Annotated in this window: 24 protein-coding genes; 20 read left to right on the top strand and 4 right to left on the bottom strand. The window is 59.5% G+C overall.

Annotation, left to right across the window (positions count from 1 at the left end):
- The first annotated feature begins 48 nt into the window (after positions 1–48).
- The 17 genes from Q0P52_RS16310 to Q0P52_RS16230 all read left to right on the top strand — a co-directional run bounded on the left by Q0P52_RS16310 (position 49) and on the right by Q0P52_RS16230 (position 18,523).
- The gene (locus Q0P52_RS16310) at positions 49–1,482 is read left to right on the top strand and encodes a class I adenylate-forming enzyme family protein (protein WP_293766229.1); all 1,434 of its coding nucleotides are present in this window, start codon (positions 49–51) and stop codon (positions 1,480–1,482) included.
- Positions 1,479–2,849: an aldehyde dehydrogenase family protein gene (locus tag Q0P52_RS16305; protein ID WP_293766230.1), complete on the top strand. Its 1,371-nt coding sequence runs from the start codon at positions 1,479–1,481 to the stop codon at positions 2,847–2,849. Before Q0P52_RS16310 ends, Q0P52_RS16305 begins: the two co-directional genes overlap by 4 nt.
- 81 nt (positions 2,850–2,930) lie before the next feature.
- A complete protein-coding gene (locus Q0P52_RS16300) occupies positions 2,931–4,043 on the top strand; it encodes a radical SAM protein (RefSeq protein ID WP_293766231.1) in 1,113 nt (370 codons plus the stop codon).
- Positions 4,044–4,051: 8 nt separating this feature from the next.
- Positions 4,052–4,552, top strand: a complete 501-nt coding sequence (locus Q0P52_RS16295) for an acyltransferase (RefSeq protein WP_293766232.1) — start codon at positions 4,052–4,054, stop codon at positions 4,550–4,552.
- Positions 4,553–4,592: 40 nt separating this feature from the next.
- Entirely contained in the window at positions 4,593–4,823 is a 231-nt protein-coding gene (locus tag Q0P52_RS16290) for a hypothetical protein (RefSeq protein ID WP_293766233.1), read from the top strand.
- Positions 4,824–4,976: 153 nt separating this feature from the next.
- Positions 4,977–6,119, top strand: a complete 1,143-nt coding sequence (gene rffA, locus Q0P52_RS16285; RefSeq protein WP_293766234.1) for a dTDP-4-amino-4,6-dideoxygalactose transaminase — start codon at positions 4,977–4,979, stop codon at positions 6,117–6,119.
- A 32-nt stretch (positions 6,120–6,151) separates the two neighbouring features.
- Positions 6,152–11,035 carry a glycosyltransferase gene (locus Q0P52_RS16280; protein WP_293766235.1) on the top strand — a complete coding sequence of 1,628 codons (4,884 nt, stop codon included), beginning with the start codon at positions 6,152–6,154 and terminating at the stop codon, positions 11,033–11,035.
- Positions 11,036–11,123: 88 nt separating this feature from the next.
- Positions 11,124–11,975, top strand: a complete 852-nt coding sequence (locus Q0P52_RS16275; RefSeq protein ID WP_293766236.1) for a flagellin — start codon at positions 11,124–11,126, stop codon at positions 11,973–11,975.
- Positions 11,976–12,057: 82 nt separating this feature from the next.
- Positions 12,058–12,489, top strand: a complete 432-nt coding sequence (locus Q0P52_RS16270) for a flagellar protein FlaG (protein ID WP_293766237.1) — start codon at positions 12,058–12,060, stop codon at positions 12,487–12,489.
- Positions 12,490–12,527: 38 nt separating this feature from the next.
- Positions 12,528–13,886 (top strand): flagellar filament capping protein FliD, encoded by a 1,359-nt coding sequence (gene fliD / locus Q0P52_RS16265; protein ID WP_293766238.1) that lies wholly within the window; start codon positions 12,528–12,530, stop codon positions 13,884–13,886.
- A 19-nt stretch (positions 13,887–13,905) separates the two neighbouring features.
- Positions 13,906–14,340, top strand: a complete 435-nt coding sequence (gene fliS / locus Q0P52_RS16260) for a flagellar export chaperone FliS (protein WP_293813776.1) — start codon at positions 13,906–13,908, stop codon at positions 14,338–14,340.
- Positions 14,337–14,675: a hypothetical protein gene (locus Q0P52_RS16255; protein ID WP_293766240.1), complete on the top strand. Its 339-nt coding sequence runs from the start codon at positions 14,337–14,339 to the stop codon at positions 14,673–14,675. The genes fliS and Q0P52_RS16255 overlap by 4 nt, the downstream gene beginning before the upstream one ends.
- Positions 14,676–14,857: 182 nt before the next feature.
- Positions 14,858–15,103, top strand: coding sequence for a DUF2802 domain-containing protein (locus tag Q0P52_RS16250; protein ID WP_293766241.1), 246 nt, complete (start codon positions 14,858–14,860; stop codon positions 15,101–15,103).
- Positions 15,100–16,167: a flagellar hook-length control protein FliK gene (locus Q0P52_RS16245; RefSeq protein WP_293766242.1), complete on the top strand. Its 1,068-nt coding sequence runs from the start codon at positions 15,100–15,102 to the stop codon at positions 16,165–16,167. Before Q0P52_RS16250 ends, Q0P52_RS16245 begins: the two co-directional genes overlap by 4 nt.
- Positions 16,168–16,186: 19 nt before the next feature.
- Entirely contained in the window at positions 16,187–16,474 is a 288-nt protein-coding gene (locus tag Q0P52_RS16240; protein WP_366062577.1) for an EscU/YscU/HrcU family type III secretion system export apparatus switch protein, read from the top strand.
- A gap of 115 nt (positions 16,475–16,589) precedes the next feature.
- Positions 16,590–17,456 carry an NAD(P)-dependent oxidoreductase gene (locus tag Q0P52_RS16235; RefSeq protein ID WP_293766244.1) on the top strand — a complete coding sequence of 289 codons (867 nt, stop codon included), beginning with the start codon at positions 16,590–16,592 and terminating at the stop codon, positions 17,454–17,456.
- A 140-nt stretch (positions 17,457–17,596) separates the two neighbouring features.
- Complete coding sequence (locus Q0P52_RS16230) at positions 17,597–18,523, top strand: alpha/beta fold hydrolase (RefSeq protein ID WP_293766245.1); 927 nt, start codon at positions 17,597–17,599, stop codon at positions 18,521–18,523.
- Here the strand turns inward: Q0P52_RS16230 and Q0P52_RS16225 are convergent.
- A complete protein-coding gene (locus Q0P52_RS16225; RefSeq protein WP_293766246.1) occupies positions 18,520–19,548 on the bottom strand; it encodes an acyltransferase in 1,029 nt (342 codons plus the stop codon). The genes Q0P52_RS16230 and Q0P52_RS16225 overlap by 4 nt on opposite strands.
- Before the next feature lie 211 nt (positions 19,549–19,759).
- Positions 19,760–20,626, bottom strand: a complete 867-nt coding sequence (locus tag Q0P52_RS16220; protein ID WP_293766247.1) for a YicC/YloC family endoribonuclease — start codon at positions 20,624–20,626, stop codon at positions 19,760–19,762.
- 103 nt (positions 20,627–20,729) lie between these two features.
- Here Q0P52_RS16220 and Q0P52_RS16215 point away from each other — a divergent pair, with 103 nt between their 5' ends.
- From Q0P52_RS16215 to rph, 3 genes are all read left to right on the top strand, one after another.
- Positions 20,730–21,698 carry a serine/threonine-protein kinase gene (locus Q0P52_RS16215; protein ID WP_293766248.1) on the top strand — a complete coding sequence of 323 codons (969 nt, stop codon included), beginning with the start codon at positions 20,730–20,732 and terminating at the stop codon, positions 21,696–21,698.
- A gap of 10 nt (positions 21,699–21,708) precedes the next feature.
- Positions 21,709–22,602, top strand: coding sequence for a protein phosphatase 2C domain-containing protein (locus Q0P52_RS16210; RefSeq protein ID WP_293766249.1), 894 nt, complete (start codon positions 21,709–21,711; stop codon positions 22,600–22,602).
- Positions 22,603–22,686: 84 nt separating this feature from the next.
- On the top strand, positions 22,687–23,403 hold the full coding sequence (gene rph / locus Q0P52_RS16205) for a ribonuclease PH (RefSeq protein WP_293766250.1): 717 nt from the start codon (positions 22,687–22,689) through the stop codon (positions 23,401–23,403).
- Positions 23,404–23,558: 155 nt separating this feature from the next.
- On the opposite strand, the gene Q0P52_RS16200 is transcribed toward rph, so the two are convergent.
- Together Q0P52_RS16200 and Q0P52_RS16195 are read right to left on the bottom strand one after the other, a co-directional pair.
- Entirely contained in the window at positions 23,559–24,359 is an 801-nt protein-coding gene (locus tag Q0P52_RS16200; RefSeq protein WP_293766251.1) for a trypsin-like serine protease, read from the bottom strand.
- Positions 24,360–24,454: 95 nt separating this feature from the next.
- Positions 24,455–24,915, bottom strand: a 461-nt coding sequence (locus tag Q0P52_RS16195; protein WP_293813775.1) for a hypothetical protein, incomplete at its 5' end; no start/stop codon positions are given.

Below are 24,915 nucleotides of genomic sequence, written 5' to 3'. Positions count from 1 at the left end.
AAAAGCCGCCGGTCTGGCGCGTCGCCGTTGCGAGTTTGGGAGAGTGAAATGAATTCCCCGAGATATGATTTCTTCGCCGAAGTCTTGCTGGACAAGCCTCAGGCGGTCCTACTGCGCCACGGTGAGCGCGAGCTGACGCGCGGCCGCTTTTTCGAGCAGTCCATCCGTTTGCTCAACCATCTGGTGCAGATGGGCGCGCGCCATGGCGACCGTATCGTCATCAGCCTGGAAAACCGTCCTGAATACCTTGAGCTGGTTGCCGCGCTGGCGCTGGGCGGCATGACGGCCTGCCCGGTGGACCCGGCCATCAGCCAGGCGCAGCTGGAGAAGACCCGTGAGCAGGTAAAGGCCTCGCTCACCATCACCTCTTACGACCAACTGGCCTATTCGCTCAGCGACGCAGTGCCCGATTGCGTCGCGCAAGGCGGGCTGGATGCGCCCTTTCTGGTGGTGTTTTCTTCTGGGACGACCGGCGCGCCCAAGGGCATTGTGCAGTCGGTAGGCAACTTCTTCCGCGCCGCCGCCGCTTTTGCCGCGGCGGTGGGCATGCGGGAAGGGGAAAGCACGCTGCACAACTGGCCGATGTTTTACAACGCCGGCCTGTTCAATCTGTTTGCCTGCCCGCTGATGTCCGGCGGCAGCGTGGTGGTGGGCAAGCGTTTCGCCGCGCGCGACATCGGCGACTTCTGGCAGACGCTGGCGGAGCGCCGGCCGTCCTATGTTTATTTGTCGCCCACCATGGCCTCGTCAGTGGCCAAGACCAGCCGTTTCTTCAAACCGGACCTGACGGCCCTGCAGCAGGCTCGGGTCATTACCACCAGCTCCATCCTGTACCCCGCTATCAAGGACGAATTCAAGCGCATTTTGGGCGCGGATCTCTCGCCCTGTTTCGGCATCACCGAGCTGGGCGGGTCCTTCACCATTGGCGGCCCGGATGCCGGCGCCTTCTCTGTGGGGCAGGTAATGCCGGGTGTGACGGTGTCTATTGACGCCGCGGCGGATGGTGAGCTGTTGGTGAGCACGCCGTTCATGGCGCTGGGTTATCTGGTGGACGGGGAGCTGAAAGAGCCCTTTGACCGCGAGCAGGTTTTCCGCACCGGCGATCTTGGGCATCTGGAAGGCAAAGAACTGTTCATCTCCGGCCGCAAGAAAGACTCCATCAAGAAGGGCGGCGAGCTGATTAATCTTTCTGAAATCGAAGACCTGGTGCATGCCGCCGATCTTTGCGAAGAGTGCTACGCCGTTGGCCGTCCCGACCTGTTCTGGGGTGAAACCTACGACGTGTTCTTCATCGCGCCTCAAGGCGGCTCGGCGGAAGAGGTAAAGGCCGAACTGCTGCGCCTGTTCAACCAGGCCTTGCCGCAAACCCAGCGCCCTGATCGCATCGAAGCGGTGAACAGCATCCCGCGCACCTCGTCCGGCAAGCCCATCAAGCGTCTCATCAGTTATCAGGGCGTTACAGCGCCACAGGCAGGACAATGATCCAGACTTTCAATCCGCATGACGGCGCGCCGGTATTCAGTGCGCCGGCGGCCGACGATACCGTGGTCGACAAGGTTTGCCGAAGGGCGCGCGAGGTGTTTTTCCGCGACTGGCGCGTGCTGGAGGCGGAGCGCCGCGCGGAAGCGCTGGCCAGCGTCGCCGCCCATTTGCGCGAGCGCGCCGCGGACTACGCCCTGGCGGAGACGCGGGACACTGGCAAGCCGCAGGCGGCCGCGCTGGGCGAGGTGGCCGGCGCGGCCGCCTTGTGGGACTACGCCGCCTCGCTGGCCCGCGTGCAGCGGAGCGATGCGCTGGGCGCCTCCACGCGCGAAGGGCTGGCGTTCACGCTGCGGGAACCCATGGGAGTGGTGGGGCTGATCGTGCCCTGGAATTACCCGCTGATCACCACGGCCGAGCGCCTGCCTTTTGCGCTGGCCGCCGGCTGCTGCGTGGTGTTGAAGCCCAGCGAACTGGCGGTGGGATCGCTGCCCATGCTGCTCGAACATCTTTCGACCAACCCCTTGTTGCCGGATGGCGTGGTGCAGGCGCTGTTCGGCACCGGCAAGGAAACCGGACTGGCCCTGACGCGCCATCCCGCCGTGGACATGATTGCCTTTGTCGGCTCCACCAGCGCCGGCCGCGCCATTGAATCTTCCGCCACTGCGAATGGCAAGCGGGTGTCCGCCGAGCTGGGCGGCAGTAATCTGGTGCTGGTGTACCCGGACGCCGATCTGCCGCGCGCCGCCGAGGCGGTGGCCGCCAGCGCCCTGCGCAATGGCGGGCAGGCCTGCATTGCCGGCACCCACGTGCTGGTGGATCCGGCGGTAGCCGACCGCTTTGCCGCGCTGGTGAACGAGGTGGTGACGCGTGACTATTCCGGTCTGGACGCGCAAGGCCGGCCGCGCATCCAGCCCATGATCACTTTCGCGCACAAGCAACGATTGGCGGGCGTGGTAAACACGGCTCTGGCCGGGGGCGCATGCGCCATGTCGGCTTCGCAGCTCGATTTGCCGGGCAATTACTATGGCCCGGTGCTGCTGGACGGGCTGGCTGCCGCATCGGCATTGCGGCGACAGGAGCTGTTCGGCCCGGTGATTACCTTTACGCGCATGACGGCGGATAAATTTCCCGCCGAAATTGCCGATAACGCTTATGGACTGGCCGTTTATCTCTGGACCGCGTCGACAGCCGCCGCCTTGAGCGCCGCGCGCCATTGTCGCGTGGGACGGGTCTGGATCAACGCCGATCCGGGCTTTTGGCTGCCTGAGTTGCCGGTGGGCGGATTCGCCGGCTCAGGCACTGGCCGCGAAGGCGGTTTTGCCGGGCTGGAGACTTACTCCTTGTCCAAGTCCGTGTTGCTGTACTGAAGAACCACGCCGCCGAGTCATCCTCGCCAGACTTGGCGGCAGCCCGCCCAGGCGGGCGCCACATTCCCCAGGAGTCGCATCGTGAGCCAGATTTCTCGTCCGCTTTCGCTGGTAGAAAAGCTGAAGCAGGAAACCGTGCAGGACTATATCAACCGGTTCTTGTGGAACAAGAGCAATACCGCCCCCTTTGTGGTGGAGCTGGACCCCACCACGGCCTGCAATCTGGCCTGCCATGACTGCATCAGCGCCAATCTGCTGAATCAGGGCGGCATCGACAATGACCGTTTGCTGAAGTTGGCCGAAGAGTTTGCCCAGCACGGCGTGCGCGCGGTAGTGCTGATCGGCGGCGGCGAACCGATGGCGCATCCGAAATTCGGCGCGCTGGTGGAGTCGCTGTATCGCTCGGGCATCAAGGTGGGCGTAACCACCAACGGCACTTTGCTCAACCGCTACATGGAGCAATGCGCCACCATGACCAGTTGGCTGCGGGTGTCGGTGGATGCGGGCAGTGAAGAGGTGTTCGCCGAGTTCCGTCCGCACGCCAGTGGCAAGTCCCAGTTCAATCTGGTGATCGACAACATGCGCGAAATGGCCCAAAAGCGCACCGGCCTGCTGGGGTATTCCTTCCTGCTGCTGTCCAAGTACCGCGCTGACGGCACGCTGGAGAGCACCAATGCCGTGGATATCGAGAAAGCCGCCAATCTGGCCAAGGACATCGGTTGCGACTACTTCGAGGTCAAGCCCGCTTTCGACATGATGCACTTCCTGCAGCAGCAGGATCATGCCGTGGTGGATACGGTGAACGAGCACCTCAAGCGCATTCATGCGCTGGCCAGCGACAATTTCAAGATCATCGCGCCCTTCACACTGGAAGAAGCCCTGAAGGGCGTCGGCACGCAGATCAAACCCTATAACCGCTGCCTTACCGCGGAGCTTCGCACCGTCATTACGCCCAGCGGCGCCTACGTTTGTCCCTACCATCGCGGCAACCTCAATATGCGCATCGGCGACATCGCCAAGGTATCGCTGGAAGAACTGTGGAAGGGTGATCGACGCTCGGTGGTGATGAATCGTGTCGATCCGGCGCGCCATTGCACCTTCCACTGCATCCGTCACGAATCCAACCTGCTGCTGGAGCGGATGGCGGCCGGCGAGGTGGTGGAGCCCATCAACGATTTCGACCTGTTCATCTGATGCCCGCCATGACGTCCGCCATGAGCCCGCTTGCGCGGGAGGAGTTGCTTGCGCTGGGGTTTGCCGAAGTGGGCGAGGGCGTGACGGTATCGCGCCGCGCTGTCTTCCACGCCATTAGCGGCAAGCTGGGCGCAGGCACCCGCATCGACGATTTCGCCGTACTGACCGGCCATATCGAAACCGGCAGCAAGGTGCATATTTCACCGTTCTGCTTTTTGGGCGGCACCGGCGGCGCGATTGTACTGGACGACGGCGTGGGTTTCTCCACCCATTGCAGCGTGTTCACCAAGAGCGATGACTACCAGCAGCCAGGCGATGGCCCGCGCGACAAGGTGTGCGGTGATGTGCGCATCGGCAAGCACACCATTTTCGGCTCGCAATGCGTGGTGTTGCCGGGCGCGGAGGTGGGCGAAGGCTGCTCGATCGGCATTGGCTGCGTGGTCAAGGATGCGGTGGCAGCCGGCAGCCGGCTGGTCAGCATGGGCATCCGCTCCGTCAACCTGCCCTGAGCCCAGGCTCGGGGCTCATACACATTCTGGAGAATGCAGCATGACCGATGTGCGCCAGTGGATCGTTGATTACCTCGCCGGCGAAGGCAAGACCGGCCTGGACGACAGTCTTCCCCTGTTCCGGCAGATCGACTCCTTCACCGTGGTGGGCTTCCTCATGGCGTGCGATGAGCGCTTCCACTGTTTCGACACGCTCTCGGCCGATCAGCTTACCCAGCTCAATCTGGATCAGGCCGCGACGCTGATCGCCTCCCACGCGCGATCCGCCTGACCGCTCCGCCATGCCTTTTCCATAAAGAGGCATGCCAAAAACCGCCGGACGAGATACCATCGCCTCATCGCGACCGCATGGCCATGGGTAGCCATGCGCGTCAAGGCAGGCTTGAACAACCGGAAGGCAACGTACCTTCAGTGAGGCTAGGGCATGAGTCTGGGCAAGAAAATCCCCTTCGGCAAACCTTTCATCGTCGGCAAAGAGCTGTTTTATATCGCTCAGGCCGTCATGGGCAGCTCCATCGCCGGCGACGGCATGTTCACCCGCAAATGCCAGCAATGGCTGGAGTCCAGCCTGGGCACGCCCAAGGCCTTGCTGACCCATTCCTGCACTGCCGCGCTGGAGATGGCCGCCATCCTGGCCGATATCGGTCCGGGCGATGAAGTCATCATGCCTTCTTTCACCTTTGTTTCCACCGCCAACGCCTTTGTCCTGCGCGGAGGCGTGCCGGTATTTGTCGATATCCGCCCGGATACGCTCAATATCGACGAGCGGCAGGTGGAAGCCGCCATTACGCTCCGTACCCGTGCCATCGTCGCCGTACATTACGCCGGGCAGCCCTGCGCCATGGAGGCACTGAAAGCCATTGCCAAGCGGCATGGCGTGTTACTGATCGAGGATGCGGCGCAAGCGATCCTAGCGCAGTCCGAGGGACAGTCGCTGGGCGCCATCGGCGATCTTGGCTGCCTGAGCTTTCACGAAACAAAGAACATCATCAGCGGCGAAGGCGGCGCTTTGCTGATCAACAACCCGGCATTGCAGGAACGAGCCGACGTCATCTGGCAGAAGGGCACCAATCGCAAGGCTTTTTTCCGCGGCGAGGTCGACAAGTACACCTGGGTGGATATCGGCTCCTCTTTTTTACCCAGCGAACTGACCGCAGCCTTTCTCTACGCCCAACTGGAGCAGGCCAAGCGCATCAACGCGCACCGCAAGGCCTTGTACGCCAAATACATGACCTTGCTGGAGCCACTGAGCGAAAGCGGTTGCTTTCTGTTGCCGCAAGGGTGCGGGCATGTGCCGGAAAACGGTCACATCTTCTATCTGCGCTGCCGCGGCAACGACGAGCGCGCCGCCCTTATCGGCCACTTGAAGCGGCTGGATATTTCCGCGGTTTTCCATTACGTGCCGTTGCATGACTCCCCTGCGGGCCTGCGCTTTGGCCGCGCGCACGGCGACTTGCCGGTGACGCGCGCCGTGTCCGAAACATTGCTGCGTTTGCCGCTGTATTCGGAAATGACCATGGATCAGGTCCGTCAGGTCTGCCAGGGCATCAAGTCTTTCTATTGCTGAAACTTCAACAAACACCAACCTCCGAGGCCGGTATGTCTCACTCCTCTTCTGATTCCGAAAACCGTCGTCACGCGCCGTACTACATCTACTGCCCGCCTTTCCGGGAAACCTCCGGCGGCGTGCGCGCCATGCATTACCTGTGTCACTGGTTGAATGAATCGGGCGAGGAGGCTTATCTCATCAATGAGGGCACCTCGGACAAGCTGAACACACCGGTGCTCAAGCCGGAAATCGGCGACCGTCACCGGCTGGAAGGCCGCGAACCGGTGGTCATCTATCCGGAAGTGATTCACGGCAATCCGCTGCAAGCGCGTCATGTGGTGCGTTATCTGCTGAACATTCCCGGACGGCTGACCGATACCCCCATCGATCTGTTGGGCTGGAGCAAGAACGATATTGTCTATACCCACGGCTGGGACATCGTGCCGGAAGGTTGGCAGGCGGGCCTGCTGCAGGTGCCGCTGCTGGACACCTCGGTGTTTCACCCTGAGGGTGCGGGGGAGCGCAAGGGGTCGCTGGTATGGCTGCATCGATATCTTGCCAAAGGCGGCGAGCCGTTGCCGCTGACTGCGGATTCCACCGAGATTTCCTATCGGGTGCCGGTGCGCACGCCTGAGCAGTTGGCCGAACTCTATCGCAGCGCTGAAATGCTCTACACCTATGAGCACACCACCGCTTGTTTCGAAGCCTTGCTATGCGGCTGCCCGGTGGTGTATCTGCCCAATCCGCTGACCATGGAGCGCCCGGTGCACAGCTATCTGGGCGATGACGGCGTCGCCTGGGGGGCCAGTGATGAGGCCATCGCCCGGGCCCGCGCCACCGTGCATCTCGTCAGCGAGAAATACGCCGAAACCCGCAAGGCTTTTCTGGAGGAACTCAAGGAGTTCATCAGCCATACCCAGTCGCGGGTGAGTGGGTGGCAAGACAAACTGGCCTCCTTGAATGATCATGATCTGGTCCTGCGCACCACTCGACTGGCGCCAGCGCCGGCACTATTGCCGGCAGGGGAATTGCCCCTGCCGGACCAGCGAGTGCGTGTGGGCATTCTCACGGCAGATGTGGTGGACGGCGCGTGCGCGCGGTTGCGATTGCTGGATCCCCTGAGCATGCTGAGCCCCTGGCTGGATGTGGTGTCGTATCCGGGCAAGAACAGCCTGGGTTGTCGCGCCGAGGGCGTGGACATTGAGAAGTTCGCAGCTTGGGCGGATGTTTTCATCGTTCAGCGCGCCGCGTTCAGCAAGAACAACATGACATTTATCGACAAGCTGCAGATCACCGGCAAACCGATGATTTTCGAGCTGGATGACTGGTTGCCCGCCATGCCGGCTTCGCATCGTCAGTTCTCGGAATTCGACCCCACAAACTTGGGACGCATCTGGCGGGAAAAGCTGCATCTATTCTCTGCCGCCGTGGTCAGCACCGAGCCGCTGGCGCACAAGCTGCGCCCCTTTGTCGACAAGGTGGTGGTGTTCCCCAACGTGCTGTCCGGGACACGCATTGCCGCCCTGCCGCAGCGTGAGAATGAGCCGGATGCCCGAGTAGCCATCGGTTTTGCCGGTACCGCCACTCACCAGGACGACATGAAGATCATCGCGCGCGCCTTGCATCGCATCAATGATCGTTTCGGCGCGCCGAATGTCCGTTTTGTTTTCTGGGGGAGCGTCCCGCCCGGCTTTGAGGGGCAGGATAATGTCAGCATCGTGCAAAAGGGCGCGGCATATCCCGATTATCTGAAGGAACTGGCGCGCCTGAATATCGATATCGGTATCGCGCCGCTGGAGGAAAGCCTCTTCAATCTTGGCAAATCGGACCTTAAATGGCTGGAATACACCGCAGTTGGCGCAGCCTGCGTGCTGAGCGATGCGCCAGCCTATGCAGAAGCCAAAGCTCTCGGTTTGGCCGAAGTGGTGGATAACGATTCAGAAAGCTGGGAAAACGCTCTTTCCCGGCTGATTGAAGACAAGGCGCATCGTCAGCGTCTACGCGACCGCAGTTTCGATTATCTTCAGCAGCATGGCTTGCTGGAGAAGAAGCTGGGCATCTGGGTCGAGGCGCTCAAAAGCGTGCTGCCCAAGTCACGGGCCAGCGTGCTGGACAGTTTTGACCTGAACCGCCTCGCACCGGTGGACAATACCCTGCGTCTGATCATGTCTCCGGATAGCTATCGGGAATGGAGCGGCTGGCGCGACAGGCATGAAGTCCGCGAAATCGATGCCGAGATGATGGCTGAGCGCATGTTGCTGACCTGGAAGCAGCAACCGTTGTTCAATCTGATTATGCCGGTGAGGGAAAACGAACGAGAACGCCTTTCCGTCACGCTGGATGCCCTGCAGCGGCAGCTCTACAAGCGTTGGCGTCTCATTGTGGTGGCCGACTGGGAGCAGCCGGATCCCATTTTCAGCGACAACGACACCTTGGGCTGGTTGCAAGTGGAAACACTGGACGACCCGGTGTTGTATACCCAGGCCCTGAACGGCCTGATGGCGGAATTGCCCTGCGATTGGGTAATGCTGCTCAAAGCGGGTGCCAAACCTGAGCCTCAGCTGATGTTGAGGCTGGGGGATATGGCTAACGAGCATCCGCAGGCCTTGGCCATCTATACCGATCACGACAGCTACACGCAACCGGAGTGTCCGGTACTGCCGATGTTCAAACCGGACTTCAGTCTGGATTATCTGCGCGCTTATGACTACATCGACGGCGCGGTAGCCATGTCCTACCAGGGCTTGGTGGCCTTGGGCGGCTTCGAGGCCTACCCCGGCGCGGAGGTGTGGAATCACCTGCTGAGGTTGGCGGAGAACTATGGGCTGGATGCGATAAAGCACCTCGACGAAGTGTTGCTGCAGTTCCCGCTGGACGGCCTTGATGCTGATCATCAGCGTGAAGCCGCGCGGCAAGTGGCGCTGGAGCAGCATCTGGCCCGTCTTGGCATCCAGGCCGCCGTCTCTAAGGGCTATGAAGACAATACCCTGCATATCGACTTTGCTGTCACCGGCGAGCCGATGGTGTCCATCATCATTCCCACCAAGGACAAGCTCGAATTTTTGCAGCCTTGCGTGGAAAGCCTGTTCGCCAATACCGCCTACCCGAATTTTGAAGTCATCGTGGTGGACAACGGCTCCTCCAACCCGGACACGCACCGCTTTTATGAAGACTGGGTGGCGGATTACCCCGAACGCTTCCGTATTGTTCCTTATCCGGACAAGTTCAACTTTTCCGCCCAGTGCAACCTCGGCGTTGAGGCCGCTCGCGGCGATTATGTGCTGTTGCTCAACAACGATACCGAGATCATCCAGAAAGAATGGTTGCAACGTCTCATCGGCTTGGCGCAGCGGCCGGAAGTCGGTGCGGTCGGTCCGCGACTGGTTTATCCGGAAATCGGACGCATACAGCATGCCGGCATTGTGCTAGGCATGCCGGGCGGCACGCTGTCGGTAGCGGATCATGTCTATGAAAAAGCCATGCTTGACGAGCCAGGCTACATGAAACGCCTCCTGACGGAACAGAACTACTCCGCCGTCACCGCGGCCTGCTTGCTCGTGTCAAAGGAAAAGTACCAGGCGGTCGGGGGCTTTGATGCGACGGAACTCACTGTGCTCTTCAACGACGTGGACTTCTGTCTCAAACTGCAGCGCCATGGGCTGCTGAATGTGTTCACGCCCTATGTCACGGTGGTGCATCACCACGCCAAGAGCATCGGCAAGCTCACTTTCGAACCTGCCATCGCGCTGGAAGCGGCCGTGCGGGAGCAAAAGGAAATGGGCACCATGTTGCGCCGCTGGCTGCCGGTGCTTGCGCGCGATCCGGGTTACAACCGCCACCTCACCCTGCGCAACAAGGAAATATACTTTGAGCCGACGCGGGATGTGCCTTGGTCGCCGGGTGTGCCGGGGCGTTACAAGGTGCTGGGTATTCCTTCCCCAGGCGGCAGCGGCGACTATCGCGTTATCCTGCCTTTCCATGCCCTGCAGCAGGCGGGTCGGGTGGATGTGGCGGTGGCACCGCCGGAAAACGGCGGTGTGCCCGTGCTATCGGTGGTGGAAATGGCACGTTTCCAGCCGGATGTCTTGCTGATTCACACCATGTTGCGAGAAGGCGTGCAATACGCGGTGCGGCAGTATCGTGAATTCCTGCCGGACTTGCGCATCGTTTTCGGCCTTGACGATCTGGTCGGCGCTCTGCCTGAAAAGAGCATTCTGCATAAAATATGGCGAAAGACCATGCCTGACGCCCGGCCCAAACTGCGGGAGATGCTGGCCAATGTAGACAGCCTGGTGGTGTCTACTGAGCCGCTGGCGGACGCGTGCCGCGACATGATCGACGAGATTCATGTCATCCCAAATCGCTTGCCGCGCCATATGTGGGACAACTTGTCTTCAAAGCGCGGCGCGGGCAAGAAGCCGCGCGTGGGTTGGGTAGGCGCCATGCAGCACCAGGGCGATCTGGCCTTGATCATTGATGTAGTGAAGGCCACCTACAAGGAGGTGGACTGGGTATTCATGGGCATGTGCCTGCCCGAGCTGCGCCCGTATGTTGCTGAAGAGTACGGCTGGACAGTGTTTGCCGAATATCCGGAGAAAATGGCCTCGCTGAATCTGGATCTCGCCATCGCCCCGCTGGAAATCAATGCCTTCAACGAGGCCAAGAGCAACCTTCGCTTGCTGGAGTACGGCGCCATGCGCTGGCCGGTCATCTGCACGGACATCTTCCCCTACCAGACAAACAATGCCCCGGTATGCCGTCTGGCCAACGAGAGTCGTCTTTGGATCGAAGCCATTCGCGCTCGCGTCCACGATCTGGATGCGGCGTACCGCGAAGGGGATGAATTGTGGTCCTGGGTTAACCGCCATTACTGGCTGGAGGACCATCTGCAAGACTGGCAACAGGCCCTGATCGGGCAGACCGCAAAAAAATGAGCATGGGGGCTAAAGTTTGCCGAAGGACCGACGATAACTAGTCAAGGCCAGCAACCTCGCCCCCAAGAATGCTCTAAGGAGAATCACCATGGCACTCGTCGTCAACACCAATATCGCTTCGCTGCAGGCACAGAACAACCTGAGCAATTCCAATGCCGCCTTGAATCTGTCCCTGCAACGTCTGTCTTCCGGTCTGCGCGTTAACAGCGCCAAGGATGACGCGGCCGGTATGGCCATTTCCCAGACCCTGACTTCCGCCATCCGCGGTAACAATCAGGCCATCCGCAACGCCAACGACGGTATTTCCGTAGGTCAGACCGCTGAAGGCGCGCTGGGTCAAATCGCCAACAACCTGCAGCGTATCCGTGAAATCGCGGTTCAGTCCTCCAACGGTTCGGTCTCCGACATCAACCGTTCGCAGCTGCAGAAGGAAGTGGACCAGCTGACCCAGGAAATCTCGCGTATCACACAAACCACGCAGTTCAACGGCACCTTGCTGCTGTCCGGTGGTTCCACGCTGACTTTCCAGGTAGGCTCTTCCGGTTCCACCGACAATACCGTGTCGGTTTCCGCTTCCGACCTGACCAGTGGTACCAACGCACTGAAGTCGTACGCCAGCGCACTGTCGGCCACCGGCACCATCAACGTGCTGTCGCAAACCGGCGCACAGGCGCAACTGTCTGCTATTGATGGCGACATCGGCGCGATTTCCAACATCCGTTCGACTTTCGGTGCCGTACAAAACCGTTTCGACGCGGTGGTGGCCAACCTGCAGAACTACGTTACCAACCTGACTGCCGCCAACAGCCGTATCGTTGACGTGGACTTCGCTTCGGAAACCGCAAACCTGACCAAGAACCAGATTCTGCAACAGGCCGGTACCTCCATCCTGAAGCAGTCCAACTCCCTGACCCAGTCCGCACTGACGCTGCTGCAGTAAATCTGGTCTACAGTCAGAGGAGTGATTGATAATGGCCTCGGCTGGGTTCGCCAGCCGAGGTTTTTGCGCAGGGAGCTTAATCATGCAATTCCCGACCATCAACGGCATGCCGGTGGCCAATACCGGGCAGCCTACTAACCGGCAACAGGTTGAACTAGCGCAGGGGAGCGGCTCAGAGCAAGGCAATGCGGCGGCTTCGGTACTGCCGAACTCTCCGTCAGCGGTGGCCGCAGTAAATGCTTCGGCAAACCAGCAGGCTAGTCAGAACGCGACCCAGCAAAAAAAATCCACTCAGCAGGAACTTCAGGACTCGCTGAAGCAACTGAATGATGTCGCCAAGATGTATTCCAGCAAACTGGAATTCTCTGTCGACAAGGAAACCAGTATCGAAGTGGTCAAGGTTGTCGACCAGGATACGAACAAAGTCATTCGCCAGATCCCGTCTGAGGACGCGATTCGCATCGCCAAAGCGATTGGGGATTTCAAGGGCCTGCTGCTTAAAGACAAGGCCTGAGAGCTGGCTTTCAGGATACTTGCAGGAGGTAGTCACCCATGGCGTCCATTACTACCAGCGTCGGCCCGCTGGACGTGCAGACTATTGTCAGCCAGCTCATGACGATTGAGCAGCAACCCTTGCAGGCAAGCCAGCAACGGGTCAGCAAATTCAATACGCAACTGAGTGATCTGGGCAAGATCGGCTCAGCCCTGTCTGCCTTGCAGACCAGCGCCTCCAAGTTGTCTACCGGCGCTTTTCTCCAGCAATTCAAGGCCTCTTCCACAGATACCAGCGTTGCCGGGGTTACCACTACCTCCGGCGGCGTCGCGGGTAGTTACACGCTAAACGTCACCCAGCTGGCTAAGCCGCGTCAGTTGGTGTTCGACCAGTTCAATGGCGCGGCAGTCACTGACCCGGCTGCAGCTCTTTCGGGCGCCCCAACTTCGATTTCCCTTACCGTGGGCGGTAAAACCACCGCCATCAATCTCACGCCGTCGCCAACCGATACAGTCAGTCTGAAGTCCATTTCGGATCGTATCAATCAGAGCGGTGTGGGTGTTTCCGCATCGGTTGTGCAGAGCAACGGTCAGTACAAACTGGTGCTTGCTTCCAAGAGCTCCGGTGCGGACAACGCGTTCAGCATTTCGGCGGGCGGTACGGATTCCGGTGCCGCCAGCGGTTCAACTCTGGCAGGGCTATCCCAGAGTGCTACGGCAGCAAGCGAGTCTTACAATGCCAGCAATGCCCAGTTGACTGTCAACGGTGTCAATGTCAGCGCCAGCAGCAATCATTTGACCGACATCATCGGCGGCGTCAACGTCGATATCACCAAGGTGGGGCAAAGCACCATCACCATGTCGACGGACAATAGCGGCATCGCCGCTTCGCTACAGGGCTTCGTCGACGCTTTCAATCAGGTGAAGGCATCGGTGGATTCGGCGCGCGGCGGGAGTCTGAAGGCAAACGCCTCGATTCTGTCCATCCAGCAAAAACTCACCGGTATTCTGGCCAATCCGGTTGCCGGTGCCGATCCGGTGTCCTCTTTTGCATATCTGGCGCAAGTGGGTATCTCCATCCAGAAAGATGGCACCATGAAGCTGGATCAAACTGTTTTCAACAAGGCGCTCAGTTCCAATCCGACAGCAGTTGCCAATCTTTTCGGCAATAGCAGCAGTACCGGCTTTGGCGATCGGTTCAATGCCGCCATCAACGATCTGCTGGGGCCGAGCGGGGTGGTGGAGACCAGCAAGAGCTCGATCAACACTCGCCTGACCACGGAAAACAGTTTACAGTCCAGTCTTAATTCGCGGCTGACGGCTCGTCAGGCGCAATACATCCAGCAATACACGGCGCTGAATTCGGCGCTGGCGCAAATGCAACAGGCCACCACCAATCTGGCGGGCCTGCTCAAGTAGTCTATTGATGGGTAGCACTATGCTCAATTCCAAAATGCTTCGCCAATTCAACAAGGCGTACGAAGACGACGCCCTCAAGACGGCTGTCTATGGCGCGAGCCCCCTGGGTCTGGTTGTCATGCTCTACGAGGGCGCCATCAAGGCCATCAATCAGGCGGCGAGTGCGATTCAGGTCGGGCGTTATGATGAAAAGGCCCGCATGATTTCCAAGGCCATCGATATTATCGATGGTTTGCGCGAGTCGCTGGATCTGGAGCTGCACAGCGATGCGGCCATCAATCTGAATGATCTCTATCTGTACATGAAGCAGCGCTTGAGCGTCGCCAACCTGAAGAATGATCTCGAGGTGCTGGCGGAAGTGCGCAATTTGCTTGAGACCATCCTGCCGGCCTGGCAGCTGGTGGATCGTGACAGCATGTCGCGTTCCGCTTCCGGAGCCAGTCAGGCCCTATGAGCCGCTTGACGCCATCTTCCGGACTGACTGAACTGCATGAATTGTTGGATGGCCTGTTGGCCGAAGCAGAGCGGATTCAGCCCTTGATCAAGGAGCAGAACCTCGACGCCTTGTTGCAAGAGCTTGGCCGGCTTGAAGGCGGTACTACCGAGCTGGTGTCGTGGTTGCAAGCTCGTCCGGAGTTTCTGGACGACACATTGAAAGCGCGATTGCGGCAGTTGCAAGAGCGGCGCGAATCGCTGCAAGGCGTGTTGGAAGGCTGGAGTGAAAGCTTGCGCATCGAGTTGCAGTCACTTTCGCAGAACCAGCGTCTGCAAAAAACCTATTCCCGTTAGAGCGACGACCTTGGGTTGCGGCCGGTTTCACCATACACTTAGTGGAAGAAGCTGAGTCAGAGAGGTCTGGTATGTCAGGTTCACTTTTCCCATCCCTAATGCTTGTCTTGTGGCTGATTTCCATGGCCGCTTGCGGCTATTTGTTCTGGCGCCTGCGCCGGTTGGAAACGCGACGAGACGCCGTGACCACGCTTTACCTGGATCAGCAGCAGCAGCAGATCAGCGCGTTGCAGCGCGATCTTGCCCGCTTATTGTCGCGCATAGAGCAACAGGGTCGCAGCGAACCGGCCAGCCTCAGCCCGTACAACCAAGCGATAGAACTCATCAAGCAAGGCATCTCCGCTTCTGAAGTGGCTGCCCAGTGCGGTATCTCCCGCAGCGAGGCAGAGCTGATCGTCTCTTTGTACCGTAATAACTCAACCTCATGATTCCGTCACTCCCGCCCACCAGTATTGCGCCGCAGACAGTTTCCACCGTTCGTCTGCTGCTGGAGGGCGGGCGCGCCCTGTTGGATGCGTCCGTATTGCCGCCCAAGCTGCCGCCGCTAGTCGTGGGCGAGCAGGTGGATGCGCAAGTGCTTGATCGCAAGGACAATGGACAGCTGGCGGTATTGATCAAGAATGGTCTGTTCACGCTCAACGTGCCGCAAGGCATGGATGTCAGCGGCGACAAGCTCAACCTGAAGGTGGTCAATCTCAGCCCGACGCTGACCTTCGCCTTGCAAGAGCAGACCACACCGGAAGAGAGTAGCAAGGACGGCTCGGTACAGGTGGTGCTCAGCCCGGCTTCGCGTTACCTTACCGGCATGCTGCAGAGCGACAAACCAGCGAGGCCGATGCAGGATATCGGTCTGAATGCGGCCGAGCAAAATCCGGCCGAGGTGGCGCAGGATCTCAAACAGAATATCAGTCAAAGCGGCCTTTTTTATGAGTCGCATCTGAAGGACTGGACCGAAGGGCGAGGCGATCTGCACAAGTTGCAACAAGAGCCTCAGTCCCGGTTGTTGTCGGCAGGGGACAAGAGCGCGCTAAGTCAGCTCTCGCAGGCAGACAAGAGTCCGGAGCCGTCGCACTCCGCAACGTTGGCGCAAGCCGCGCGGGCCGCTGCGCCGGAAATAGCCAATCTGGTGCAGCGCCAGCTGGACGTCATCGAAAATCAGCAATTGGTACTCAACGGCCTGGCTTGGCCGGGTCAGCCGGTGCAACTGCAGATCCAGCAGGAAGAAGCGAATGAGCGCACGGGCGGCAGCAGTGATGAAGAGCAGGGCGCATGGACCACGTCCATGTCGCTCAAATTGCCGGCGCTGGGCGGGCTCAACGCCCGCATCCGCCTGGTAGGGCAGAATGTGCAAATCAGCTTTCAGGCGGATGATCAGGAGGCCAGCACATTGATCCGGCGCAATGCAAATCAGCTGGCCAGCGGCATGGCGGCCGCCGGCTTGACGCTGGCCAATCTCAAAGTGACACACGATGGCGTCCAGAGCGGAGAGTGAAGCTGGGCGCAAGTCCGCCGTGGCGCTGGCTTACCGCGAGGGAAATCGTTCTCCGCAGGTGGTTGCGAAGGGGTATGGACAGTTGGCCGAACGCATCATCGAACGCGCTCAGGAAAGCGGTGTTTTCGTCCACGATTCCCCTGAACTGGTCTCCTTGCTGATGCAGGTGGATCTGGACAAGCACATTCCTGAAGAGCTCTATCGTGCGGTGGCTGAAGTACTGGCTTTTGTCTATTTTCTGGAAACCCAGGCCAGCGGCGCAGCCTACGAATTCGAGACCTGGCTTGCCGGACGCCCAACCCCCTGAGGCGTTTGCGTGGCAGGGCACAATCCTGTCTTTTCTCTCCCCTTGCTGTTTCTGTTGGCACCTTCCCTGTTTGCGTTAAGCTAGACTCTTTACTGTGCAATGCGAGGTAGATGCAATGAAAGTGGGCTACATCGGTTTGGGTATCATGGGTTTGCCCTGCGTGCTCAATCTGCTCAAAGCCGGCCATCAGGTGACCGTATGGGCGCGTCGCAAGGAGTCGGCGCAGGCTGCGCTGGATGCTGGCGCAAGCTGGGCCGACTCTCCGTCCAGCCTGGCCCAAGGTGTGGAGGTGGTTGTCACCAACGTTTCCGATACCGCGGACGTTGAGGCTGTGTTGCTGGGCAATGATGGCGTGGTGCAGGGTGCGTCCGCCGGGCTGGTGTGCGTCGATATGAGCACCATCTCGCCGATAGGCGCTCGCGCGATCGCCAGCAAGCTTGCCGAGTCCGGCATCGATTTTCTTGATTGTCCGGTTTCCGGCGGCCAGGTCGGCGCAGTCAATGGCACGCTCACTATCATGGTGGGCGGGAAAGCGGAAGCGTTGGCGAGGGCAAAGCCCGCGCTGGAGGCCATGGGGATGACGATCACTCACATTGGCGACTCTGGAGCAGGCCAAGTGGCCAAGGCCTGCAATCAGATTGCCGTCGGCGTGGGCGTCGCGGCGGTGGCGGAGGTCATGAAGCTGGCCAAGGCTTGCGGCGTGGATCCGGTGCCGGTGCGCGAGGCCTTGTTGGGTGGCTTTGCCCAAAGCCGTGTGCTGGACATTCATGGTCAACGCATGATCGACGACAATTACGTGCCCGGTTTCAAAGCCCAGTTGCACCTGAAAGACATGGGCATCGTGCTGGATACCGCGCGTGAGTTGGGCATTCGGCTGCCCGAAGCGGAGCGCGTAGAGGGACTGATTCGCCAGCTGGTGGAGCAGGGCGAGGGCGAGCTCGACTCTTCGGCCATTGCGCGCCTGATCTGGCAGCAAAACTGACACTGGCCCCTTCGGCCAACATCAAGCCGCCGCAAGGCGGCTTTTTTGTTGGGAATTGTAAAGCTGCTTGGGCTTGCTTATGGTTTCGCATACGTTGAAAGAACAGCAGTGAAACGATGCGGACGGCGGGGGAGAGCAAGGTGGGCAAACGAACACTGCAACGAGGGTGGATCTGGAGCGGACCACTGCATGTCGGAGGGGCCGGGTTGTACGTGCTGGGTGGCTTCCCGGTGCTGTACTGGCTTCGCAAGGCCATGCTGGCGGCGTTGCTGGTGTTGTCCGCATGGGTGGCGAGGGAGGCGGTATTCCTGCTGCTTGAATCCCAGGGGTTTGAGCCTGCCGCTTGGCAGGGAGACACGCCGGACAAGCTGGGCGTGTCCTCCACCCAGTGGGTAATGACCAGCGGCGACCGGCAACTGATGGCAAGTTGGGTTTCACCATCGCCGATCGCGCCAGCCGTGCTGATTTTCCACGGAGATGAGGAGAATATCGGCAATTGGGCCGCTATCCAGAAAATGCTTTACCAGCACGGCATCGCCAGCATGGTGTTCGATTACAGCGGTTATGGCGCAAGCAGTGGACGACCCACGGTCGCTCACTTGCGGGAAGACGCACTGACTGCGCTGCAGGCGTTTCAGAACAGGGCAGCCGGGGCGAGTAAGCGCTACTTGCTGGGGTTTTCGCTTGGAACGGCCGTGCTGGCCGATATCTTGCCGGATGTGCAGGGGCAGGTAGATGGTGCGGTCATCGCTTCCGGTTTCGCTACTGCGCGAGAAGAGGCGGTCAAGGCCAGTCGCGCACCCAGCTGGATAGCGCCGCTGATGCCGGATGTCTGGGATAGCGAAGCCGCGCTCTCCCGCGTGAATTTGCCGGTGCTGCTATTGCACAGTCGCAGCGACGAGGTTATCGATTATCAGCAGGGTTTGCGCCTGTACCATGCCTTGCAAGGCCCCAAGCGCATGGTTGCGCTGGAGGGGCTGCCGCATGATGCGCCGGTACTGCCGGCATATAGCCAAGCCTATTGGCAACCGGTGATTGCTTGGCTTGGTCCGTTTCGTTCCGGTTAATTTGCTTGCCTTGTAACTTCGTTCTTTGTTTTTCTCGGTAATCTGGGAAGCTGGTGTTTGAGCTTGAGCGCGGGGTGTTCTATAGCGTGCCATGAAATGGCCGCCAACAGGATCGTGATGACGGTGGATGACAGCAGATACCATGCCAGTGGCAGCTCACTCCCCCTCATAAGATGAAGCAGCGTCTGCTGAACGGGGAAGGCGTAGATGTAGGTTCCGTATGAAAAATCGCCGAACCGGCCCGCTTGATTGAGAACCGGATATGAGCGGCTTCCCAGTTGAATGGCTAAATAGGGCAATAGCAAAAGCGACGCCAGCGTAGATTGTCCGAGAAACAGTGCGGCGAGACCTGTGACTAGAACTGGCGCAACCACCCCCATACGGGATGTGTAATCACGGAACAGTTGCATGCAGCTACCAGCGTAAAAGAAAAGCGCCAGTTTAATTGCCAGATTGTCGTAGTGCGGCAGTTGATAAAAATAAAATACTGCTACGAGAACCGTTATGCCAAGTGTGAGTAGCCGCCTGCCCAGCAGTGTCATGACGCCGGCAAACATGAGGGACAAGTAGCAAGATATTTCCAGCGGAATCGTCCACAAAGAGCCGTTGACTGCTACTGGATAGGGGTTGTCTTCAAATACTCCCGGAAGAAAATAAGTCATCCGGAAATACAGGTTTGAGAAATAGTGGAATAGCTCCGGCGCGCCGAAATAGGCGTTGGCAGGCAGCCGGCTTACCACCGGGCCGAGCAGCAAGGCACACAGTAGCGTATTGACTGCCAGCCCAGGCCATATTCTGAGCATGCGCTTTGCAACGAAAAGCCCGACATGAGGTTCTCGCACCCAGCTCTCACAGACAAGGTAACCACTGATGGCAAAAAAAATGAAGACACCGGTTGAGCCGAAAGTCTGACCAGGAAAGAACGCCGGCTCAGCTTGTCCCATCAAGGCGTACTGATGGCTATAGAGTACGCATAACGCTGCAGCCATACGTAAAAAGTCGAAATTATTCGTGAATTTCCGCATGCGGCGATTGTATCGCTCGGCTCCTGCTTGGGAAAGCGAGGATAGTCAAAACGATTATCGATGGTTAAGTTACAGGAAATTGCCAGCAATGCCCTGCTGGGCCGGGCTTGTTCCTTGCTGTTATCGCACCTCAGCATTGTGAAGAATGAAAAAGCCCCGATCTGCGGGGCTTTTGTTGGTTCGGTGCCACGATGTGACACGGCCTGAAAGCTTACTCGATATTCTGGATCTGTTCGCGCATCTGCTCGATGAGCACTTTCAGCTCTACCGAGGCCTGGGTTGTTTCGGTGGATACCGACTTGGAGCCCAGCGTGTTGGCCTCGCGGTTGAGTTCCTGCATCAGAAAATCCAGCCGTTTGCCCGTCTGGCCCCCCGCCTTGAGGATGCGCTTGACCTCGGTCAGGTGCGTCACCAGGCGGGACAACTCTTCATCCACATCGATCTTTTGCGCAAACAGGGCGAATTCCTGCTTGATGCGGTCGTCTTCCACATTGCCCAGTGCTTCTTGCAGGCGCGTGGACAGCTTGTTCATATAGGCTTCGAGGATCAACGGCAGGCGCGGCTTGATGCCGGCGATGATCGTTTCCATGCCATCGACGCGATCCAGCAGGATGGCCTTGAGCTTTTCGCCTTCGCGGCCGCGCGAGGCGTTGAAATCTTGCAAGGCAGTGCCAAGGCTTTCCAGGCACAATTGCTGCAGTACTTCCGGCGGCAGGGTGTTGGTTTTGAGCACGCCGGGCCAGCGCATCAACTCGCCTACCGACAGCCCTTTTGCTTGCGGCGCCATTTGTTCCACATCGGCAGCGACGGCCAGCAAGGAGGCGAGCAGATCCCGATTGAGTTCCAGCGTACTGGCTTCGGTATCCAGCTGATTGAGGCCCACGCGGCACTCCAGCTTGCCGCGAGTAACACGGGAGGCCACCATTTCGCGCAGCTGGGGTTCGATGACGCGCAACTCTTCGGGCAGACGCATCTGCACGTCGAGGTAACGGTGGTTGACGGCACGCACTTCCAGGCTCAACATGCCGCCGGGAAAGTCTCTGCTAACTGCGGCAAAGCCTGTCATACTAAGAATCATTGGGGAACCCCTGCTTTCGCGGTAAAGTGATAACAATTACAGGGCCCGAATTGGGGTGGATGCGCAATCCCGGGCCAGCAAACACTATAGCAACTGCCATCTCATGACTCAATCCAGCCAACTGACTGCCTTGCCCGTGGGCTATCGCCTGGCCGAGTACACCATTGTCCGTCAGCTTTCCGTGGGTGGTTTCAGCGTGGTTTATCTGGCGCTGGACGACGCGGACCGCAAGTACGCCATCAAGGAGTACCTGCCGCGCAATCTGGCCTGCCGCGATGAAGAAGGCATGGTGACCGTGCCGCATGATCTGGATCGCGACGCCTTCAATCTCGGCCTCAAATGTTTCTTTGAGGAAGGGCGCATCCTGGCCGGCATCAATCACGGCAATGTGGTGCATGTAAGCAATTTCTTCCGCGCCAATCAGACGGTTTACATGGTGATGGAGTATGCCGACGGTCGATCGCTGGGTAGAGAGATCGAGGTGGCCGGCGGCAAGATCGAGGAACGCCGCATCCGCAAGTGGTTTGCCGCGCTCTTGTCGGGTTTGCGCGAAGTGCATCTGCACCGGCTGCTGCATCTGGACATCAAGCCCGCCAATATTTACCTGCGTCGGGGCGGCCACCCGCTGCTGCTGGATTTTGGCGCGGCCCGGCAAACGCTGTCGCGCCGCGACAAGCATTTCGCCTCAATGTACACCCCCGGCTTTGCCGCTCCCGAGCAATACGAAAAAGACCAACCCCTGGGCCCCTGGACCGATATCTATGCGGTTGGGGCTTGCCTCTATGTGTGCATGGGCGGCTCCACGCCGCAAATCGCCAAGGAGCGCATGGCAGCCGACAAGCTGGTGCCGGCTGGCAAACTCTTCAAGCACTCCTATTCGAAAGAGCTACTCGAATTGACCGATCAATGTCTCGCCCTGTCTCCTGACGATCGCCCGCCTAGCGTGATGTCCATTCAGAAACGGCTGATCGAAACCGACTACAGCGAGCCCGAGCCCATGCCGGAACCCTCGTTCGGCGCTACCCGTCTGGTAGGCTGGATCAAGGGTTTGACTGGCGGCAGGTCGTCCTGAGGAGAGCGCCTTGAAACTATCCACTTTTCAGGAAAGCCGGATTGGCGGCCGCAATTACAATCAGGACCGCCAGGTCATCGCGCACTCCCGCGAGGCGGTGCTGCTGGTGGTGGCGGACGGCATGGGCGGACATTTGCAGGGCGAAGTGGCGGCCCAGATCACCATTGATCTGATGAGCGAGCTGTTTTACCAGCAGGCCACGCCCACCTTGTCTCACCCCAACCGGTTTCTGGTCAATGCCATCAGCTCCACCCATCAGGCCATTCTGGACTACGCCGCGGATCAACGTTTGCCGGAGATCCCCAGCACCACCGTGGTGGCGGCCATCATCCAGCAAGGCATGTTGTTCTGGTGCCATGTGGGTGATTCGCGCCTGTATCTCTTGGACAAGCAGGGCATGCGACTGCGCTCGCGCGATCACTCACAAGTGCAGCGGCTGATTGATCAGGGCAAGTTGACCGAAGAGGGCGCGCGCACCCATCCCGAGCGCAACAAAATTTACAACTGCTTGGGCGCCACCAGCGACCCGGACATCGACATCGGCGAGAAGCAGTTTCTCTCGCCGGGGGCATCGATCGTGTTGTGTTCAGATGGCCTGTGGTCGCAGATTACTGACACGGAGATGGAGAAGGTATTCATCGGTCGCTCGGTGGGGCAGGTGATGCCGGCCCTGATGAACGTGGCTGAACGCCGCGCCGGCAAGGTGGGCGACAATCTATCCGCCGTGGCGGTCACCCTGCTGGAGGATGCGGCTGACATCACCGGCCGGCCCGATGCCTTGGACACCATGGTGACCCCGCCGCGCCATGCCGGCAGAGTGATCATGGACCCGAATCTGGAGCTGATGCATCAGGAGATTCTTGCCAGCCGGGTAGCCATGCCGTCCGGCAAGAAGGAAAGTTGAACCAGACAAAAAGTTGAACCGGACAAGGTTTGCCGAAGAAACGCGCTGCTATAATCAGCGCGTTTTCTATTTTACGGAATCGCCATGAGACCTTCCCAGCGCAGCCCTGAATCCTTGCGGGACATCCGCATCACCCGGCAATACACCAAGCACGCCGAGGGCTCGGTGCTGGTTGAGTTCGGCGACACCAAGGTGATTTGCACCGCCAGTGTGGAAGAGGGCGTGCCCGGCTTCCTCAAAGGCAAGGGGCAAGGCTGGATCACTGCCGAATACGGCATGCTGCCGCGCTCCACCGGCTCGCGCATGCGTCGCGAATCCGCCGCGGGCAAGCAAAGCGGTCGCACCCAGGAAATCCAGCGTTTGATTGGCCGCTCGCTGCGGGCCGTCGTGGACATGGCCAAGCTGGGCGAGCGTCAGATTCTCATTGATTGCGATGTTATCCAGGCCGATGGCGGTACCCGCACCGCCAGCATTACCGGCGCTTATGTGGCGCTGCATGATGCGGTGCAAGGCTTGCTGCGCGACGGCAAGCTGGAGCATAGCCCGCTCAAGGATTTTGTCGCCGCCGTATCGGTGGGCATTCACCAGGGCGTAGCTGTGCTGGATCTGGATTATTTGGAAGATTCCGACTGTGAAACCGACATGAACGTGGTGATGACCGGTGACGGCCGTTTTGTGGAAGTGCAGGGTACTGCGGAAGGCGAGCCCTTCAGTGAAGCGGAAATGCAGATCATGATGGCGCTGGCGCGCGAAGGCATCGCCCGGCTGGTGAGTCTGCAGAAGCAGGCGCTGGCGGATTGACCGTTTGCCTTGAGTGGAGCAAGGGCCCGATATCGGGCCCTTTTTCTTTGTCGACGGTGGTTTGGGCTGCGGTGCGCCTTATGGCCCTGCAATGGGTACAGCTTGCGTCGGGTGGGGCTTGATTCAGTGACGTTGGGAGCTTGGCTTGGCGGCTCTTAGCGCTTGTGGATGAAGGCTTGCAGCTGCTGGTAGAAGGTGGGGCTGCTGATGGCCATATTGTCTTCAAGTTGACGGCGGTCCACGGTGGGGGCCGAGCTCTGGATGGCGACCAGCATCAGCTTGCCGTCGATACGGGCCAGAATCGGCGAGCCGCTGTTGCCCTCCAGGGTGTCGCAGCGATGAGTGAGGCGACCATCCGGCAGCAGGCCGGTGGAGCGGCAATTTTTGTGTGCCAACAGATGGGTGAGATCGTCCAGCGGGTAGCCGCCATTGGTCACCAGCCATTGGCCTGCCGCCAGCTTTTGTTTGAGCGCGGCAGCATCGCCGCTGAACACCGGAATGACGCCGCGCTGTTTGCCCAGGGGCTGGGCCAGTCGCACGAAGGCATAATCTTGTCCGGCGATTTTCTTCGGGATATAAGTGCCGTCCTTGCGGTGATCCAGCCCGGCGAGGAAGGTCTTGCTGACCTCGACTTCGCGCACTTTCACCTGCTCGGTGTATTCCTCGCCGGCAAGGCCAACCGTAAAGGTAGTGGCCGCTTCATACTTGCCCTTGCGGTTGATGAAGCAGTGGCCGGCCGTCAGCACCACATCCTCCGATACCAGCGTGCCGGTACACACCAGCCGGCTGGGAGTTTGCAGTTGTCCAACCGGTTGCCAGTCAGCGCTGTCCGGGTCTACGCGCACGCGTTCGTCTTTACCGAAAAAGAGAATCAACTGCTCTTTGTTGGGTTTGGCAAGCAAGGCGGTAGCGGGGAGGGCGAGGCAGACCGAGAGGGCAAGAAGAGGGAGTTTCACTGGCGGGCTTTCCAAAATGCAAACGGGGCGCAGATGCGCCCCGAAAGTACTACGTCACTGCCCCGGCGGCAAGCCGCCGGGTAGCCGTTCCAGAATTACTTGGAAGCGGAAGCAGCCTTCTTGTCGGCTTTCTTAGCCTTCTTGGCCGGAGCGGAAGCGTCAGCAGCCTGAGCCTTCTGAGCGGAAGCGTCTACCTTCTTGGCAGCGTGCTTCTTGGCGTGCTTTTTGTGAGCCTTCTTGGCCGGAGCGGAAGCGTCAGCAGCCTGAGCCTTCTGAGCGGAAGCGTCTACCTTCTTGGCAGCGTGCTTCTTGGCGTGCTTTTTGTGAGCCTTCTTGGCCGGAGCGGAAGCGTCAGCAGCCTGAGCCTTCTGAGCGGAAGCGTCTACCTTCTTGGCAGCGTGCTTCTTGGCGTGCTTTTTGTGAGCCTTCTTGGCCGGAGCGGAAGCTTCAGCGGCTTGAGCCTTCTGAGCGGAAGCGTCCTTCTTGGCTACTTTCTTGGCTTTCTTGGCCGGAGCGGAAGCTTCAGCGGCTTGAGCCTTCTGAGCGGAAGCGTCCT

It is taken from the genome of uncultured Aquitalea sp. (assembly GCF_945957525.1).
Lineage (GTDB): Bacteria > Pseudomonadota > Gammaproteobacteria > Burkholderiales > Chromobacteriaceae > Aquitalea.
The sequence above is the reverse complement of the archived record's forward strand: the minus strand, read 5'-3'. Positions and strand labels throughout refer to the sequence as shown.

What these genes read in the sequence shown, in the direction of transcription:
- Q0P52_RS16215 (WP_293766248.1), top strand. Translation starts at nt 20,730, where the DNA reads ATGACTCAATCCAGCCAACTGACTGCCTTGCCCGTGGGCTATCGCCTG.
- rph (WP_293766250.1), top strand. Translation starts at nt 22,687, where the DNA reads ATGAGACCTTCCCAGCGCAGCCCTGAATCCTTGCGGGACATCCGCATC.
- Q0P52_RS16305 (WP_293766230.1), top strand. Translation starts at nt 1,479, where the DNA reads ATGATCCAGACTTTCAATCCGCATGACGGCGCGCCGGTATTCAGTGCG.
- Q0P52_RS16290 (WP_293766233.1), top strand. Translation starts at nt 4,593, where the DNA reads ATGACCGATGTGCGCCAGTGGATCGTTGATTACCTCGCCGGCGAAGGC.
- Q0P52_RS16280 (WP_293766235.1), top strand. Translation starts at nt 6,152, where the DNA reads ATGTCTCACTCCTCTTCTGATTCCGAAAACCGTCGTCACGCGCCGTAC.
- fliS (WP_293813776.1), top strand. Translation starts at nt 13,906, where the DNA reads ATGCTCAATTCCAAAATGCTTCGCCAATTCAACAAGGCGTACGAAGAC.
- Q0P52_RS16255 (WP_293766240.1), top strand. Translation starts at nt 14,337, where the DNA reads ATGAGCCGCTTGACGCCATCTTCCGGACTGACTGAACTGCATGAATTG.
- Q0P52_RS16310 (WP_293766229.1), top strand. Translation starts at nt 49, where the DNA reads ATGAATTCCCCGAGATATGATTTCTTCGCCGAAGTCTTGCTGGACAAG.
- Q0P52_RS16295 (WP_293766232.1), top strand. Translation starts at nt 4,052, where the DNA reads ATGACGTCCGCCATGAGCCCGCTTGCGCGGGAGGAGTTGCTTGCGCTG.
- Q0P52_RS16275 (WP_293766236.1), top strand. Translation starts at nt 11,124, where the DNA reads ATGGCACTCGTCGTCAACACCAATATCGCTTCGCTGCAGGCACAGAAC.
- Q0P52_RS16270 (WP_293766237.1), top strand. Translation starts at nt 12,058, where the DNA reads ATGCAATTCCCGACCATCAACGGCATGCCGGTGGCCAATACCGGGCAG.
- Q0P52_RS16225 (WP_293766246.1), bottom strand. Translation starts at nt 19,548, where the DNA reads ATGCGGAAATTCACGAATAATTTCGACTTTTTACGTATGGCTGCAGCG.
- fliD (WP_293766238.1), top strand. Translation starts at nt 12,528, where the DNA reads ATGGCGTCCATTACTACCAGCGTCGGCCCGCTGGACGTGCAGACTATT.
- Q0P52_RS16220 (WP_293766247.1), bottom strand. Translation starts at nt 20,626, where the DNA reads ATGATTCTTAGTATGACAGGCTTTGCCGCAGTTAGCAGAGACTTTCCC.
- rffA (WP_293766234.1), top strand. Translation starts at nt 4,977, where the DNA reads ATGAGTCTGGGCAAGAAAATCCCCTTCGGCAAACCTTTCATCGTCGGC.
- Q0P52_RS16235 (WP_293766244.1), top strand. Translation starts at nt 16,590, where the DNA reads ATGAAAGTGGGCTACATCGGTTTGGGTATCATGGGTTTGCCCTGCGTG.
- Q0P52_RS16245 (WP_293766242.1), top strand. Translation starts at nt 15,100, where the DNA reads ATGATTCCGTCACTCCCGCCCACCAGTATTGCGCCGCAGACAGTTTCC.